This is a genomic window from Streptomyces sp. NPDC001544, assembly GCF_042894285.1.
In the GTDB taxonomy this organism is placed as follows: domain Bacteria; phylum Actinomycetota; class Actinomycetes; order Streptomycetales; family Streptomycetaceae; genus Streptomyces.
The window spans coordinates 192,815-208,294 of record NZ_JBIAVN010000004.1 but is presented as its reverse complement, the minus strand read 5'-3'; the positions used below and the strand labels follow the sequence as shown (position 1 = coordinate 208,294).

Genomic DNA, 15,480 nt, shown 5'->3' with positions numbered 1-15,480 from the left:
GGTGTTCCCCGGCCCGCCCGAGGGGCGGCTGCCGCCTCGTGCCTCACGCGATCGGGCCGAGATACGTGCCGCCGGACACGTCGATGGTCTGGCCGGTGATCCAGCGTCCCTGCGGACCCGCCAGGAAGCCGACGACATCGGCCACGTCCTCGACCTCGCCGAGGCGGCCCAGCGCGGTGATCGCCTCTATCCCGGCGACCACTTCGGGAATCGCGGTGTAGCCGGCGGTCAGGTCGGTCCGCACGGCGCCCGGCGCGACCGTGTTCACCGTGATCCCGCGCCGGCCGAGCTCGTTGGCCAGGGACGGGGCCAGTGACTCCAGCGCCGCCTTGGTGACGGTGTAGCCGATCTGCGTGGAGACGGCGAACCGGCTGGCCGTCGAACCGATGTTGACGATGCGTCCGCCGTCGTTGAGCAGCGGCAGGGCCCGCTGGATCACGAAGAACGGCGCGGTGACGTTGACCGCCAGCAGCCGGTCCCACTCCTCTGCGGTCACCTGCCCGATGGAGTGCCCGGAGGAGATGCCCGCGTTGTTGACCAGGACGTCCAGCCCCCGGCCGTCGAGTCCCGCGCCGAGCTGCCGGAACAGCCGGTCCACCGCGCCCTCCTCACCGAACCGGGCCCGCACGGCGAACGCGCGCCCGCCGGCCTCCTCGATCCGCGCGACGGTCGCCTCGGCCGCCTCGTCGTCGCCGCCGTAGTGGACGGCGACCAGCGCGCCCTCGGCGGCCAGCCGCAGCGCCACCGCCCGGCCGATGCCCCGTGACGCACCCGTCACCAGTGCCGTCCTGCCCGTCAGTGCGGCCATCGTCAGCTCCTCACTCGGTGGCCGGTCCTCCGTTCGGAACCGGCGATGGCCCCACTCTCGGGACGACGGCTCACCGCGCGCTCACCGCCGGCTCACCGGGACGTCGGCCCACCGGCCCGTCCGCCCCCCTGTCTCGGGGGGATCCGGCCCGATAGGGTGAAAGCGGTGTGCCGGGAAGTCTGGTCGGCAGGGAGCCGGAGCGGCTTCCTCTCAGCCCCAGGGGGACGGCATGCGGAGCGTCGGTACGGTACTCGCGCTGGTCATCCTGGCCACCGTGGTGGCGACCTTCGCGCGCCGGTGGCGGATGCCCGCGCCCTCCCTGCTGGTGGTCGCCGGTCTCGCCGTGGCGCTGCTGCCGGGCACCCCGCGGATCGAGATCAGCCCGCAGATCATCGCGCTGGTGGTGCTGCCGCCGCTGCTGTACGCGAGTGCGGAGGACATGCCCTGGCGGGAACTGCGCGCCGTGTGGAAACCGGTCGGGATCCTCGCCATCGGCCTGGTCCTGGCCTCCGCGGCGGCGGTCGGCGCCATCGCGGCGTGGGTGACCCCGCTGTCGTGGCAGATGGCGTTCGTCCTGGGCGCGGTGCTGGCCAGCACCGATCCGGTGGCCGTCACCGCGCTCGGGCGCAGGCTCGCGCTCCCGCCGCGCGTGCAGGTCCTCGTCCAGGCGGAGAGCCTTTTCAACGACGCGACCTCCCTGGTCCTGGTGCGGGTGGCGGCCGGGATCGCGGTCGCGTCCGCGGCGGCGAACTGGGGGGCGGCGGGCGGCCAGTTCCTGCTGCTCGCCGGTGGCGGCACGGTGATCGGCGCGGTGGTGGCCGGGGTGGTGGCCCTGATCCGGCGGCGCACCGAGGAGCCGGTCCTGGAGACGGTGATCGCCCTGGTCACCCCGTACGCCGCCTATCTGCTCGCCGAGGCCGCGCACACGTCCGGGGTGACCTCCTGCGTGGTGGCCGGGGTCGTCCTGGGCGGCCGGGGCGACCGGCTCACCAACGCCCGGATCCGGCTGCAGCTGCACGCCGTGTACGGCACGGTGGTGTTCCTGCTGGAGAGTGTGGTCTTCTCCCTCATCGGGCTGGCGCTGCCCGCCCAGGTGCGGGCGCTGGCCCACGGCGACCGGGCCTGGCCGCTGTACGCCCTCGCCGTCGCCGCCACGCTCGTCGTCGTACGTCTGCTGTGGCTCGCGCCCCTGTCGGCGGTCGTGCAGCGCAGGGGCGGGATCAGCCGGCTGAACTGGCGGGTGCCGATGGTGCTGACCTGGGCGGGCACCCGTGGGGTGATGCCCCTGGCCGCCGCGCTGTCCATCCCGGAGGCCACCAGGAGCGGCACCCCGCTCGCGGGCCGCCCCCTCGTCCTGGTCCTGACCACCTCGGTCGTGGTGGTCACCCTGGTCGTCCAGGGGTTCACCCTCGCCCCGGTCGTCCGCCGCTCCGGCATCGCCCTGGAACCCGCCCACACCGAACGCGAGGAGATCGAGGCCCGCACCCACCTCGCCCACGCCGGACTCGCCCGGCTGGAGGAGCTCGCCGAACTGGAGGCCGTACCGGACGTCGTGCTCGACCGGCTGCGCCGCGGCCTCAACGCCCGCCTCGACGACGCCCACGACCGCCTCGCCGAGGCCGACGGCAGCGGTGGCGGTGGCCGCAGCGGCGGCACGGCGGCCGAGTCCGCCGACCTGGTCTACCGCCAGCTGCGCCGCGACCTGATCGCCGTGGAGACGGCGGAACTCCAGCGCCTGTACGACGTGCACCGCATCAGCGAGACGACCCGGCGGCGGCTGCAGCGGTCGCTCGACCTCGAGGACGCCCGGCTGACGGACGTCTGAAGACGCTCACCCGAGGACGCCCGCCCGCGTCTTAACGCACCCTTGACGCGTTCGGCGGTCTCTCCCGTGGGCCCCGGCGTCACTCTCTGCTTACGCTGGTGCCGCCATCCGCGTGATGGCCGAAACCGCACGCCGAGCCGCACGCCGGAAGAGAGCACACCGATGGCCACCACCGAGACTCCGCCGCAGAGCCGTCTGCGGACGTGGATGCTGGAGGGCCTGTCCGACATGGGCAAGCACGGCGGCCACACCGGTCCCCACGCCGAGCCGGAGCCGCCGCACAAGGGACAGCGCTGGTACCGCGTGATGTGCCTGACCGGCGTCGACTACTTCTCCACCCTCGGTTACCAGCCCGGCATCGCGGCCCTCGCCGCCGGTCTGCTCTCCCCGGTGGCGACCCTCGTCCTCGTCGTGGTCACCCTGGCCGGCGCGCTGCCGGTGTACCGCCGGGTGGCCGAGGAGAGCCCGCACGGGGAGGGCTCCATCGCCATGCTGGAGCGGCTGCTGTCCTTCTGGAAGGGCAAGCTTTTCGTCCTGACCCTGCTGGGCTTCGCCGCCACCGACTTCCTGATCACCATCACCCTTTCGGCCGCCGACGCCTCCACCCACCTCGTGGAGAACCCGCATCTGACCAGCGTGCTGCACGGCCAGGAGATGTGGATCACCCTGTTCCTGGTGGCCCTGCTGGGCGCGGTGTTCCTCAAGGGCTTCCTGGAGGCGATCGGCGTCGCGGTCGCCCTGGTGGTCGTCTACCTCGGACTGAACGCCGTGGTCGTGGTCGACGGCCTGTGGCACGTGGTGACCGCCGGGCACCTGGTCACCGACTGGACCAGCGCCCTCACCGCCGAGCACGGCAGCGTCTTCGCCATGATCGGCGTGTCCCTGCTGGTCTTCCCCAAGCTCGCCCTGGGCCTGTCCGGCTTCGAGACGGGCGTCGCGGTGATGCCGCACGTCCAGGGCGACCCGGGCGACACGGAGGAGCACCCCAGGGGCCGGATCCGGGACACCAAGAAGCTGCTGACGACCGCCGCCCTGATCATGAGCGTGTTCCTGATCGCCACCAGTTTCATAACGACGGTGCTCATCCCGGCGAAGGAGTTCAAGCCCGGCGGAGCCGCCAACGGCCGCGCGCTGGCCTACCTCGCGCACCAGTACCTGGGCAACGGCTTCGGCACGGTGTACGACCTCTCCACCATCGCCATCCTGTGGTTCGCGGGCGCCTCCGCCATGGCCGGCCTGCTCAACCTGATGCCGCGCTATCTGCCCCGCTACGGCATGGCCCCGCACTGGGCCCGCGCCGTACGCCCCATGGTCATCGTCTTCACCCTGATCGCCTTCCTGGTCACCTGGATCTTCGATGCCAACGTGGACGCGCAGGGCGGCGCCTACGCCACCGGCGTGCTGGTGCTGATGTCCTCGGCGGCGATCGCGGTGACCATCGCCGCCCGCAGGGCCGGGCAGCGCCACTGGACCATCGCTTTTTCGATCGTGGCGGCGGTTCTGCTCTACGTGACCGTGGCCAACGTCATCGAGCGCCCCGACGGTGTGAAGATCGGCGCCTGCTTCATCGTGGGCATCATGCTGGTCTCGCTGCTCTCCCGGCTGGCCCGTGCCTTCGAGCTGCGCGTGACGAGTGTGCAGCTCGACTCCATGGCGGAACGATTCGTCCGGGACATCGCCAGCCGCAAGGTCCGCTTCATCGCCAACGACCCGGGCGACCGCGACAAGGCCGAGTACCGCGACAAGATCGAGCAGATCCGGGCCGACAACGAACTGCCGGAGCAGGAGGACTTCGTCTTCGTCGAGGTCACCGTCACCGACCCGTCGGAGTTCGAGGCGGGGCTGACGGTCCGCGGCGAGGTGCTGCACGACCGCTACCGGGTCCTCACCCTGGAGTCGTCCTCCATACCCAACGCCCTCGCGGCCCTTCTCCTGCACGTCCGCGACACCACGGGCTGCATCCCGCACATGTACTTCGAGTGGACCGAGGGCACCCCCTTCGCCAACTTCCTCCGCTTCTTCCTCTTCGGCCAGGGCGAGGTCGCCCCCGTCACCCGCGAGGTCCTGCGCGAGGCGGAACCGGACCGCGCCCGCCGCCCGCGCGTCCACGTCGGCTGACCCCACGCCGGCCGACGACCGGCCCACGCGTAAGAATGCCGTCAAGGAGGGCCCCCACCGCGTAAGAACACCGTCAGTACGCGTCGCACGGGGCCAGCCGCCGCCTAGCGTCGGTGCCATGCGAGGCAGCGGTCCGAGGAACGGCCCGGTCGCCGACCGCCACTGGCGTGGCAGTGCCCGGCTCGCGGCCACCTGCGCCCTCGCCTTCTGCGCGCTGGCCGTCCTCGTCGACTGGGACGCGCACACCCTCACCGCCGCCCGCGCCGCGGTGTGGCTCGCCCTGTCCGCCGCGGTCTTCGCCGTCCTGCTGCCGCAGCGGGTCACGGCGGGCACCGGCTGGCTGACGGTGCGCGGGCCGCTGCGTCGGCGGACGGTACGGACGGACGCGCTCGTGTCCGTACGACGTTCCGCCGGTGTCACCGACCGCCTCGTCCTGCGGGACACCCGCGGCGGACGCCTCGAACTCGACATCCGCGTCCTGACGGCGAACCCCCTGCTGTGGCACGAACTGGACACCGGCCTCCGCCACTCCGTGCACCGCGGCACCCTGCGCAGCGGGGCGGACGCGTTCCGGCGGCTGGGCGAGCAGATCGACACGGAGACGGCGCGGGCGGTCCTCCGGGCGTCCGGGCTGTCGTAGGCCCTCCTACGGGTGCGCCATCGCTCCGGCTCCGGCCGGGTCGAGTTCGCGGAGGATGCGGTGCAGATCGTCCGGGGCGGCCGCGAGGCGGACGGGGGTGCCTGCGTCGTCGAGTTCGGCGATGTGCCAGCTCCTGGAGACGGTGTCGCCGTCGCCGCCCCGGACGCGGCGCACGGCCTTGAGGGTGAGCCGCCCCATGGGGATCGGTTTGGCCGCGAACCTGCCGGGACCGGGTGTCACCGCGGGCGGGCCGTCCCCGAGGGCGATGTGGGTGCCGAAGCCGTGCGGGTTGTAGTCGGTGGGCTCCAGGAAGCGGGCCGGCAGGAACACCTCCTCGCCCTCCCGCCCGGCCGGCCCGTCGCTCACCGCGGCCGGCCGGGGCGCGCGCAGCCGGGTGGCACGCCAGGCCGCCGTGAGGAACACCAGCGAGGCGAGCGTGCCCGAGGCGCCCCAGGCGATCGGCACGGGAGAGGTGAACAGGGTCGCGGGGTGCAGGTGGCACAGCGGCAGCAGCCACAGGGCCGTGCCGGCGAGCGCGCCCGCGAAGGGGAGCGCCGACGGGAGGACCTCGTCGTCGGGCAGCCGGCGCCCGCGCAGGCGCAGCACCAGCTGGGCGGCGGGGTACCCGGCGGCGAGGGCGAGGACGGCGGCCCCGACGGCCAGGTCCCCGGCGCCGCCGACCCGGTCGTGCCACACGTAGTGCCGCCCGCTGACCTCCCGGACCGCCCCGCGCCAGACGGTCAGTTCGACCCTGTCCCCGGGCCGGAACCCCTGTGCGGCCTCCCGGGTGACCTCGAGCCGCCCCAGCGGCCCACCGCCGGTGAAGTACAGCCGGCCCTGTTGCTTCGGCCGGTCGGCGTCGGTCCGCTCGATCACGGCCGGCAGCTTGTCCAGGCACTCGGTCCGTTCCCCGGCAGGCGTACCGGCGGCGCACGGGCGGGCCGCGTTCCACGCCGCCTCCTCGGCCGCGGCCTGCGGCACGGTCCACGCGGCCACTCCCGCGCCCGCGAGCAGCAGCACGCACACGGTCAGCGACCCGGCCCAGCCGCGGCCGGCGGTGCGGGAGGAGATGACGGGGAGGTGACTCGACGCGGGGGTTCCGTACCGGCGGTGCAGCGTGCGCAGCGCGTCCAGCGTGGCGTCGAACTCCGGGTCGTCGGACCTTCCGCTGAGCGGCAGCGGCAGGAACAGCCTGCGGCCGTCGCGCAGCACCGCGGCGACGCGACGGAACTCCCCGTTCCTCGTGTGCCTCAGATGCACCCGCAGGTCGGCGACCTCGTGCCAGGCCACGCTCCGGCCGCCCCGCAGCGTCCGGATCCGCAGGCCGGAAGCATCGGCGGTCGTCCGGGCGGCGAGCGCGTGGAGCGCCACGGTCCCCGCCAGGACGGACGCCAGGCCGACGCCCAGCCAGAGGTACCCGAGCCCGCCCCGGTACGCCGTCCCCGTCGCGGCCAGGACCGTCCCGGCCGCTCCGAGTGCGACGATCCACCACAGGGCGCGCTTCGCGGGAGGAAGGCAGGTCACGTCCCGGACATCGGTCATGCGCGGAATCCTGACACCGGCGGGGACGGGACCGCTTGTGCTGTGTCCGGCAGTTTCCCGGGCCCCGTCGTTGCCGACGGGACACCGGGACCGCCCCTGCGGGGAACGCGGGTCGGCTAGCCGTTCGCCCTGCCCGGGGTGTCGCCCCGGTGGTCGACCACCGCGCGTTCCATGACGGCGCTGACGCCCAGGAGGGTGGTGGGGCGCGGCTCCTTCTTCTTGTCCTTGGTGATGTACGAGCGGGCGCCCAGGTAGGTCAGGTCGTGCTTGTCGAAGATCCAGACGTCACGGATCCGGGACCTCGGGTCCTCGCGGGTGATGCCGATGCCGTGCCGGCCGGCGGCGTCGACGGCGTCGGGGATCACCACCACGCCGGGGATCCGCGCGGCGGCCTTGTAGAGCGCGGCGTTGTTCGCGGCGGGCATGACGTCGCCGAGCAGGTCACCGATCCTGCTGAAGGCGGCCTGGTCGTGCGACTCGGTCTCGTCCCCCTTGGTCCTGGAGTAGATCAGGCGGAGCAGGGCGGCGGGGTCGGTCGGCAGGGAGGCCAGCCACTTGTAGGTGGGGCGGTCGAAGCCGGCAGGGACCGGGGCGCCGCCCTCCTCGATGGGGATCGTCTCACCGGGCATGACCGCGTCCTTGCCGGTTTCCCTGAGCCACCCGGCGGTCTTGACGGGGGCGGGGTTCTGCACCGTCCAGGACTCCGACTGGTGCAGGGCGCCGAGCTTCACCGGGCCTTCGAACGTGCCCGTGTTGGCGCGGAGCAGGGTTCGGACGTAGACCAACTGCCCGTCCTTGACCGGGCTGGTGCCGGTCTCCATGGCCGCGGCGGCGATCCGGCCGAGCGTCACGGACGCGCTGGGGCCGCCCTCGGCCGTCCCCGCGCCGCCGGTCCCCGATCCCGGGGCGGAGCCGCCACCGCCGGAGAGGGTGACGACCAGCGCGCCGGCCAGCGCCAACGACGCGGCGGGCAGCAGCACGGCGGCGCGCAGCAGCAGCTTGCGGCGGGGCGGCGCCGCGGCCGTCCGCGCGGCGGGGTTCAGGTCATGGTCGATGCGTCGCATCAGTACGTCCTTGTGGTGGAGGTGCCGGTTCCGCGGGAGGTCCCATTCCGCCGGGGCCGACAGCAGCTCCTCGGCCTCGCTCCGGGCGGCGGAGCCGGAGCCGGCGCGGGGCAGGTCGTCAGCGTTCACGGGGTTTCCTCCTGCAGGAACAGGGCCGCGAACGCGGCCTCACTCTCCATCTCTCCGCGGGTCCGGGGCGGTTCCGGTTCTTCCCGGTCGCCCTCGCCGGTGGCGCTGAGCCGGGCCAGCCGCGCGCGGGCCCGGGACAGCCGGGAGCGCACGGTGCCGACCGGGATGCCGAGGGCCTCGGCCGCCTGCTGGTAGTCCAGCCCGGCGGCCACGCACAGGGCGAGCACCTCCCGGTCCTGGCGGCGCAGCCCGCGCAGCGCGTTGTGGACCAGGGCGAGCCGGCGGGCGTCGTCGACGCGGCCCGCCGTCTCGTCCGCGAAGTCCTCGACCGGCCGGGGCTCCGGGCTGCGGGCCAGGAAGGCGATCCGCCGCCGTATCCCGCGGTTGGCGTTGCGCGCCTTGTGCGTGGCGATGCCGAGCAGCCACGGTTTCAGCGATCCGCCCTCCGGCTCCACCGTCTCCCGGGCACGCCAGGCGGCGAGAAAGGTCTCGGACATCGCCTCCTCGGCCTCCGACCAGTCACCGGTAAGCCGCAGGGCATGGTTGTAGACCGCCCGCGCGTGGCTCTCGTACAGCTCGGCGAAGGCTTCACGGTCCCCTGCCCGTATCCGCGCACGCACTGACTCTCCTCGTTCCGTCTGCCGCCTCACATCTGTTACTCCCTGCGGGACGGGGGGAGTTCCTGTGCGCCGCGTCACATGACCTTGTGCTTCACCAGTGCCTTGCCGCCGACCGTGCGGGTGGTGCCGTCGGCGAGGATCAGGGTGAGTGTGCCGGTCAGCGGGCCGCCGGGGTCGCGGTCGGGCCACCACACGGTCCAGCGGCCGCTGTCCACGGTGGCCTGGACGGTGTGCCCGTGGTCGCGCACGGTGATCCTCTTCACCTCCGAACCGGCGGACCCCACCGCGTAGCCGTACTCCGCCGATCCGCTTCCGCCGGCGCCCAGGGTGTCCAGCGTGATGCGGCCGTAGGGGACTTCGGCAGCCGGGCCGATGGAGGTGGTCATGCCGTCGGTTCGCGGGCGGCCCAGTGCACCGTGCTCCGCGCGGGCGGTGCGGCGCTCGACGCGTCGCTTCGTCCGCCGTGCAGTAAGAACGCCGTCGAGCCGAGCAGGCCGACGGCCATCATCGCGGCGACCAGGCAGGCCCGGCCCCGGTGGCGCGGACCGCCCCGGCGGTGGGCGGACCTGTGCCGGTCGGCGCTCCGAGAGGGCCGGTGCGAACGGCCACCGCGGCGGGATGCCGCGGCGCTGCCGACGGGCGGTGCGGGTTCTCGCTCTGGTACCGAATGCATGACAGCTCAAGCTGGTCATCTCAAATGATGACCATGAGCTCAAACGGTCACGAAACGGTAACGAAGGATCTTCCCATGATCTTCCGACGGGGGCGTCGGGGCTATTCCGCGTCCGTGGTGGGCCGCGTACGGCCGACCTCCGGCAGCTCTCCCAGTTCGGCGCGGGCGTGGAGGACGTCGCCGACGAACAGGTCGTACACCAGGACCCCGATGACCCCGCCGACGAGTGGCCCGACGATCGGTATCCAGAAGTAGTTGCTGAACCATGGACCGTCCCCCGGCAAGGCCAGACTCTGCCAGCCCGCGAGCCAGGTGAACAGGCGCGGGCCGAAGTCACGGGCGGGGTTGATGGCGTAGCCGGCGTTCGCCCCGTAGGACATGCCGACGGCGGCCACCACCAGGCCGATCACGAACGGCCCCAGGTTGGCCTGCACCGCCGTGTTGCGCAGGTCGATGACGGCCACGACGAACATCACCAGGAAGGCGGTGCCCACGATCTGGTCGATCAGCGGCCCCCAGACGCCACCGTTGAAGTACGGCGCCGGGAAGGTGGCGAAGATCGAGAACGTGGCGAGTGTGTGCCCGTTGGTCTTCGGCGGTTTCGAGGCGGCGTCGAAGGCGTTGATCGCGTCGTGATAGACGGCGAAGACCAGGGCCGCACCAGCGAAAGCACCCACCAGCTGCGAGAACCAGTACGGCAGGACCTTGGCCCAGGGGAACTTGCGGCGCACCGCGAACGCCAGCGTCACCGCCGGGTTGATGTGCGCGCCGCTGACGCCTCCGGCCACGTAGATACCGAAGACCACGGCCATCGCCCAGCCCCAGGTGATCAGCAGCCAGTCTCCGGCGGCGAGGAAGATCGTGGTGGGCGTGGCGGCACGGCCCGAGCCGGGCAGCGCCGCGACGGCCATCGCGACAACGCCGGCACCGAACGCGATCAGTACGAAGGTCCCCAGGAACTCCGCCATGCACTCGCCCAGCAGTCCGGCACGCCGTCTGAGCATGGATGGTTTGATCAGGGGAGGGATTTCCACAGCCATGTCGGCCCCCTCAGTGAGAGCATCCGGCCATATGACCGATCACGAAACCGGTCATAACCCCATGGTTGCGCATGAATGCGTCAAGGGACACCGGAGGCTCTCCGGGCGGCCGTCACGCCGTCACGACACGGCCACGGTCTCCGCCGCCGCGCTCCCCGGGCCGCCGGTCAGGGCCGCCAGGCGCTCCCGCTGCACCGCCGAGACGGCCCGCACGACGAAGGCACCGGCGATCGCCGCGCCCACGACCGCCGCGTCCGCGGCCAGCAGCGGCCAGACCTCGGTGTAGGCGCGCTCGATGATCTCGTCGGTGGAGTCCTCGTACAGCAGGCCGACCCCGCTGAGCATCCCGAGCAGCCACAGCCCCCACCACACGTTCAGCGAGCGCGGCAGGGGCCGCCCGGGGGCACTCTTCTCGTAGACGTCCACGACGATGCCGCGCGGCACCCACAGGTTCATGATCGGCAGGATCCAGCCCAGGTAGACCCAGATCCCCGAATAGCGCGGCGGCTCGGCCGACAGGACCCGCGCGTCGTCGCGGACGCGCCACAGCCAGGACAGGAACGCCAGCACGCAGATCAGCGTGGCGCCGCCCCCCAGCGCGTTGACGACGTGGTACGAGTCCTCCAGCCCCGTCAGCGTCCGGTGCACACCGTCCCCCTGGTCCGGCGGGCCCGAGGCGGGCTCCCCGGCCAGGAACAGCCGCACGTGCCACACCGCCCGGGCGGCCCAGGCGGCGCCCGCGAGCAGCAGCCCGCCCACGGCACACCGCTCCACCGCCCGGCCCGGTCGCGGACCGGCGAATCGCTCCGTGCCGTCACGGTAGGCGTCGTGTTCGTCGTTCACCCTGGGCATCCTGTTCTCCGTACGCACATTTTGTTTACGCCATGTCAGACGCAGAACGATGCGCCATGGTCACGGACGACCACGGGGTTGTTACGCCGTACGGATGGCCGGGCGTGCGCACCCGCGGCCCCGGTCCTTGACTGGACAGGAGAACGGCGGGGGCCACGGACGGAGGCGGTATGACGGGTCTACGGACAGGCGCGGCACTGACGCTCGCCGTATGCCTGGGCGCCGGGCTGGGCGGCTGCTCGAACAGCAACGGCGGCAGCCCCTCGTTCGCGGTCAGCAAGGCGGCGTCCTACGCCTCGCAGGGCGCGTCGGCGCTGGCCTCGGCGACCGCGGAGGCGGGGAAGCGGCTGGACGACGTGAAGAACGGTGTCGACGCCAGGGCCGCGGTGCGGCTGGGCACACCGGCCGCGACCTCCGACGGCCATATGGCGGTCCAGGTCACGGCGGACAACACGGCGGACGCCACCAAGTCCTTCGCCGTCCAGGTCGACTTCAAGGACGGCAGCGGCAACCTCCTGGACACGACCGTCGCCACGGTCGCGAACGTCCCCGCCGGAAAGTCGGGCAAGGCGACGGCGCAGAGCCACCGCACACTGTCGGGACAGGTGAGGACGGAGGTGGCGAGGGCGCTCCGGTACTGAGCGGCCGGGCCTGCGACCGGGATTTGAACGGCCGGGCCTGAGCGGCTCAGGCCATCCAGAAGAAGACCGCCGTCATCCGCTTCTCCTCCAGCGTCCGGCCACAGTAACCGGTCGCGCTGTGCACGAGGTTGGCGTTGTAGAGGAGCAGGCGGTTGTACCGGTGCGGGACGCGCACGTCCTCCTCGAAGGCGTCCGGTGCCACGAAGCGGGTGCCGAGGGCCTCGACCAGGTTGTTGTGCGGGGCCTGGACGACGTTGCCGCCGAGGCGTCCGCCGGGCAGGGACTGCCGGTAGAAACTGGTGCCGCAGTCCTTCGGCACGCCCGGGTTGAGATACAGCACGGCCGCGTACCGGCACAGCGCGCGCGAGTCGGTGTGCGGCCGGGGCTCGCTCTCCCCCGCGCCCACCACCTGCACGCAGTTGTGGTTGAGGGTGCCGCCGCCGGGCGCCCGCTGCACCCACAGCTCCTTGGCCCCGGTGGCCTTCTTCACCAGCCGCTCGATCCGCCCCAGTTCACCCGGCTCCAGCCCCGGCATGGCGCGCAGCCCCGGCCAGGTCTCCTGCGTGTACGGATATCCCTCGACCCAGTCGTCCTTGGCGAGACACCGCTGCCGTACGGCGTCCACGTCCGGCAGGACGTCGTCCAGGACCCAGTAGTCGCGGCCCTTGGTGGGCTTGCGGTAGGGGAGAACGGGGAGGGATGCGGCAGCCCTCGCGGGGTGCCCGGGTCGCGGTGGCATGGACATGCGGCGAACGTACAGTCAGGTTCGCCCAGGCTCTCCCACCGGCCGGTCAACGTTCGGTCAACCACCGGCCCGACAGGTTTTACCAAAAACATTGAGTGCCGACGCTTCCGTCTCCGTACTCCTGTGCGTCCGAACCGCTCGTCCGCGCGAGCGGTTACCCCTACCGGGCAGGAGGCACGGTGCGACTTTCGCGTAACGCGACGGGAACTCTCTTCGTGGGCGGAGCCATGGCGGTGACCCTCGTGGCGCTCGTCTACCCGAGCATGCTCGGGGTGAGCACCGTCTCCTCCGACCAGTCCCGCATCATCGCGAACACCCAGTGGGGGCCGCTGACCGAGGGCGACCGCGACTTCGTGGTGAAGGTGCGGGCCGCGGGGCTGTGGGAGTACCCGGTCGGTCAGATCGGTCTGCAGAAGGGCCAGTCGCCCGCGGTCAAGACGGCCAGCGAGCACCTGATCGACGGTCACGCCGCGCTGGACGTCACCTGCCGCAAGATCGCGCCGTTGCTGAACATCACGTTGCCCAACGTGGCCAGCCCCCAGCAGGAGGGCTTCGTCACCCAGCTGAAGAGCGACACCGGCAAGCAGTTCGACGTCGACTTCGCCAACATCCTGCGGATGACGCACGGCTCGATCTTCAACGGCATCGCGAAGATCCGCTCCACCACCAAGAACTCGCTGGTGCGCGCCCTCGCCGACCAGGCCAACGACACGGTCCTGGACCACATGACGGTCATGGAGAAGACGGGCGACGTCGACTTCGACACGACCCTCAACACGCAGACGAACCCGCCGAAACTGCCGGCCTCCGACGTGACCCCGCCGAATCCGCCGGCCGGGCAGCCGGAGGTGGTGCTCACCGCGCCGCCCACCGAGACGTCCACTCCGGTGGACCTCAGCGGACTCCTCGGCGGCTCGGCCGCCGGCGGCGGAGCAGGCGCCGGCGCTCCCGCCAGCCCGAGCCCGTCGGCGGGCTGAGCACGGCCTAGGTGTGCTGTCCCGGGAGATCATGCCGCAGACGCGGGGCTTGGCACGCTCGGCCCCGCTCACCAGCGCCGATGAGGCACCGCCCGTGCCCTGCGACCTGGTCCGCCGGACAGGCCCTAGCCGAGCCACACCGTGGTGTCCGGCGGCAGGCTCCCTCCGTCCGGTAGCGGCGCGCTGCTCAGCAGCGGCTCACCGGGCGGCAGGGGGACCGCCTCGGCCGAGAGGTTGGTGACGCACCGCCAGCCGTCCGAGCGGGCGAAGTCCAGGACGCCGGCGGGCGCGTCCGGCGCCCAGGTCAGCGACTCCCCCTCGAGGAGCTTGCGGCGCAGGCGCAGCGCCCGGCGGTAGAACTCCAGGGTGGAGCCCTCCACCCCGTCCTGCGCCTGCACGGCGTACGACGCGAAGACCGGTGGCTGCGGCAGCCAGGCACCCCCGGAGCCGAAGCCGTACGACGCTCCCCCGGTCGTCCACGGCAGGGGCACCCGGCAGCCGTCGCGGCCCTTGCGGACGTGCCCGGTCTGTTCCCAGATCGGGTCCTGGAGGACCTCGGTGGGCAGGTCGGCCACCTCGGGCAGGCCGAGTTCCTCGCCCTGGTAGACGTACGCGGACCCGGGCAGGGCCAGCATCAGCAGGGTCGCCGCCCGCGCCCGGCGCAGCCCAGCCGCCTCGTCGATCCGCGGCGCGTGGCCGCCGGAGAGCAGCCAGGCGTTGTCGTCCGTGCCGGGCGGCAGCATCAGGCGTGAGGTGTGGCGTACGACGTCGTGGTTGGACAGCACCCAGGTGGCCGAGGCGCCGACCGTACGGGCCGTGTCCAGGGAACCGGTGATGACCCCGCGCAGCACCTCGGCGTCCCAGCCGGCCTGAAGGTACTCGAAGTTGAACGCCTGGCCCAGTTCGTCCGGGCGGGCGTACAGGGCGCGGCGGGCGTCCGGGACCCAGGCCTCGGCGACCGCGGTGCGGGGCGGGGTGTAGGCGTCGAAGATCTTGCGCCAGTCGCGGTAGATCTCGTGTACCTCGTCGCGGTCCCAGTAGGGATGGCTGCCGGGCGACAGGTGCGGCAGCGCGTCCTCGCCGGTCGCGCCGATGTCCCCGACGTCGCGCAGCGGACCGTCGAGGTCCTTGGCCAGGCCGTGGGCGACGTCGACGCGGAAGCCGTCGACGCCCCGGTCGGACCAGAAACGCAGGGTGGTGCGGAAGTCGGCGCGGACCTCCTCGTTGCCCCAGTCGAGGTCGGGCTGCTCGGGGGCGAACAGATGGAGGTACCACTGGCCGTCGGGGACCCGCTGCCAGGCGCTGCCCCCGAAGACGGACTGCCAGTCGGTGGGCGGGAGTTCGCCCCGCTCCCCGCGTCCGGCGCGGAAGACGTAGCGGTCGCGGGCGGCGGAGCCGGGGCCGGCGCGCAGGGCCTCCTGGAACCAGGGGTGCTGGTGGGAGGTGTGGTTGGGGACGATGTCGACGATCACCTTCAGGCCCAGCCGGTGGGCCTCGGCGACCAGGGCGTCGAAGTCGTCCAGCGTGCCGAGGCGGGGGTCGACGTCCCTGGGGTCGGCGACGTCGTAGCCGCCGTCGGCCAGTTCCGACGGGTAGAAGGGGCTCAGCCACACGGCGTCGACGCCCAGCGCGGCCACGTGGTGCAGACGCTCGGTGATGCCCCGGATGTCACCGAGCCCGTCACCGTCGGCGTCGGCGAAACTGCGGGGGTAGACCTGGTAGATGACGGCCTGGCGCCACCAGTCGGGATTCCTGGACGAAAGGTCGGTCACAGCGGCTCCCTCGGAGAGGACGACGGAGGCAATC

General features: G+C 72.5%; 14 protein-coding genes. 5 read left to right on the top strand and 9 right to left on the bottom strand.

The features are described from left to right. Positions 1-43: 43 nt before the first annotated feature. Entirely contained in the window at positions 44-808 is a 765-nt protein-coding gene (locus ACFY0F_RS13760) for an SDR family NAD(P)-dependent oxidoreductase (protein ID WP_388792760.1), read from the bottom strand. A gap of 229 nt (positions 809-1,037) precedes the next feature. On the opposite strand from ACFY0F_RS13760, the gene ACFY0F_RS13755 reads away from it, so the two are divergent. From ACFY0F_RS13755 to ACFY0F_RS13745, 3 genes are all read left to right on the top strand, one after another. Further along, the gene (locus tag ACFY0F_RS13755) at positions 1,038-2,633 is read left to right on the top strand and encodes a Na+/H+ antiporter (RefSeq protein WP_388792758.1); all 1,596 of its coding nucleotides are present in this window, start codon (positions 1,038-1,040) and stop codon (positions 2,631-2,633) included. A 162-nt stretch (positions 2,634-2,795) separates the two neighbouring features. Further along, positions 2,796-4,751 (top strand): amino acid transporter, encoded by a 1,956-nt coding sequence (locus ACFY0F_RS13750; protein WP_388792756.1) that lies wholly within the window; start codon positions 2,796-2,798, stop codon positions 4,749-4,751. A 118-nt stretch (positions 4,752-4,869) separates the two neighbouring features. Next, positions 4,870-5,391, top strand: coding sequence for a hypothetical protein (locus tag ACFY0F_RS13745; protein ID WP_388792754.1), 522 nt, complete (start codon positions 4,870-4,872; stop codon positions 5,389-5,391). A 6-nt stretch (positions 5,392-5,397) separates the two neighbouring features. Here ACFY0F_RS13745 and ACFY0F_RS13740 read toward each other — a convergent pair whose 3' ends face one another. The 6 genes from ACFY0F_RS13740 to ACFY0F_RS13715 all read right to left on the bottom strand — a co-directional run bounded on the left by ACFY0F_RS13740 (position 5,398) and on the right by ACFY0F_RS13715 (position 11,311). Beyond that, a complete protein-coding gene (locus ACFY0F_RS13740; RefSeq protein WP_388792752.1) occupies positions 5,398-6,933 on the bottom strand; it encodes a PH domain-containing protein in 1,536 nt (511 codons plus the stop codon). A gap of 116 nt (positions 6,934-7,049) precedes the next feature. Next, on the bottom strand, positions 7,050-8,126 hold the full coding sequence (locus tag ACFY0F_RS13735) for a CU044_5270 family protein (protein ID WP_388792750.1): 1,077 nt from the start codon (positions 8,124-8,126) through the stop codon (positions 7,050-7,052). Then, positions 8,123-8,746 carry an RNA polymerase sigma factor gene (locus ACFY0F_RS13730; RefSeq protein ID WP_388792749.1) on the bottom strand — a complete coding sequence of 208 codons (624 nt, stop codon included), beginning with the start codon at positions 8,744-8,746 and terminating at the stop codon, positions 8,123-8,125. The genes ACFY0F_RS13735 and ACFY0F_RS13730 overlap by 4 nt, the downstream gene beginning before the upstream one ends. Positions 8,747-8,820: 74 nt before the next feature. Then, positions 8,821-9,132 carry a hypothetical protein gene (locus ACFY0F_RS13725; RefSeq protein ID WP_388792747.1) on the bottom strand — a complete coding sequence of 104 codons (312 nt, stop codon included), beginning with the start codon at positions 9,130-9,132 and terminating at the stop codon, positions 8,821-8,823. 388 nt (positions 9,133-9,520) lie between these two features. Beyond that, on the bottom strand, positions 9,521-10,459 hold the full coding sequence (locus ACFY0F_RS13720; protein WP_388792745.1) for an MIP/aquaporin family protein: 939 nt from the start codon (positions 10,457-10,459) through the stop codon (positions 9,521-9,523). 120 nt (positions 10,460-10,579) lie between these two features. Then, positions 10,580-11,311, bottom strand: coding sequence for a DUF4328 domain-containing protein (locus ACFY0F_RS13715; protein ID WP_388792743.1), 732 nt, complete (start codon positions 11,309-11,311; stop codon positions 10,580-10,582). Between the two features lie 170 nt (positions 11,312-11,481). On the opposite strand from ACFY0F_RS13715, the gene ACFY0F_RS13710 reads away from it, so the two are divergent. Next, complete coding sequence (locus ACFY0F_RS13710; RefSeq protein ID WP_388792741.1) at positions 11,482-11,952, top strand: FxLYD domain-containing protein; 471 nt, start codon at positions 11,482-11,484, stop codon at positions 11,950-11,952. 46 nt (positions 11,953-11,998) lie between these two features. Here the strand turns inward: ACFY0F_RS13710 and ACFY0F_RS13705 are convergent, their stop codons facing one another. After that, positions 11,999-12,691 carry a DUF6445 family protein gene (locus tag ACFY0F_RS13705; protein ID WP_388793220.1) on the bottom strand — a complete coding sequence of 231 codons (693 nt, stop codon included), beginning with the start codon at positions 12,689-12,691 and terminating at the stop codon, positions 11,999-12,001. A 185-nt stretch (positions 12,692-12,876) separates the two neighbouring features. On the opposite strand from ACFY0F_RS13705, the gene ACFY0F_RS13700 reads away from it, so the two are divergent. After that, a complete protein-coding gene (locus tag ACFY0F_RS13700) occupies positions 12,877-13,674 on the top strand; it encodes a DUF4142 domain-containing protein (protein ID WP_388792739.1) in 798 nt (265 codons plus the stop codon). Positions 13,675-13,799: 125 nt separating this feature from the next. Here ACFY0F_RS13700 and ACFY0F_RS13695 read toward each other — a convergent pair whose 3' ends face one another. After that, positions 13,800-15,446 (bottom strand): alpha-amylase family glycosyl hydrolase, encoded by a 1,647-nt coding sequence (locus tag ACFY0F_RS13695; RefSeq protein WP_388792737.1) that lies wholly within the window; start codon positions 15,444-15,446, stop codon positions 13,800-13,802. Positions 15,447-15,480: the final 34 nt, after the last annotated feature.

Coding starts and splice junctions, on each gene's coding strand:
- ACFY0F_RS13760 (WP_388792760.1), bottom strand. CDS start 808: ATGGCCGCACTGACGGGCAGGACGGCACTGGTGACGGGTGCGTCACGG.
- ACFY0F_RS13755 (WP_388792758.1), top strand. CDS start 1,038: ATGCGGAGCGTCGGTACGGTACTCGCGCTGGTCATCCTGGCCACCGTG.
- ACFY0F_RS13750 (WP_388792756.1), top strand. CDS start 2,796: ATGGCCACCACCGAGACTCCGCCGCAGAGCCGTCTGCGGACGTGGATG.
- ACFY0F_RS13745 (WP_388792754.1), top strand. CDS start 4,870: ATGCGAGGCAGCGGTCCGAGGAACGGCCCGGTCGCCGACCGCCACTGG.
- ACFY0F_RS13740 (WP_388792752.1), bottom strand. CDS start 6,933: ATGACCGATGTCCGGGACGTGACCTGCCTTCCTCCCGCGAAGCGCGCC.
- ACFY0F_RS13725 (WP_388792747.1), bottom strand. CDS start 9,132: ATGACCACCTCCATCGGCCCGGCTGCCGAAGTCCCCTACGGCCGCATC.
- ACFY0F_RS13720 (WP_388792745.1), bottom strand. CDS start 10,459: ATGGCTGTGGAAATCCCTCCCCTGATCAAACCATCCATGCTCAGACGG.
- ACFY0F_RS13715 (WP_388792743.1), bottom strand. CDS start 11,311: ATGCCCAGGGTGAACGACGAACACGACGCCTACCGTGACGGCACGGAG.
- ACFY0F_RS13710 (WP_388792741.1), top strand. CDS start 11,482: ATGACGGGTCTACGGACAGGCGCGGCACTGACGCTCGCCGTATGCCTG.
- ACFY0F_RS13705 (WP_388793220.1), bottom strand. CDS start 12,691: ATGCCACCGCGACCCGGGCACCCCGCGAGGGCTGCCGCATCCCTCCCC.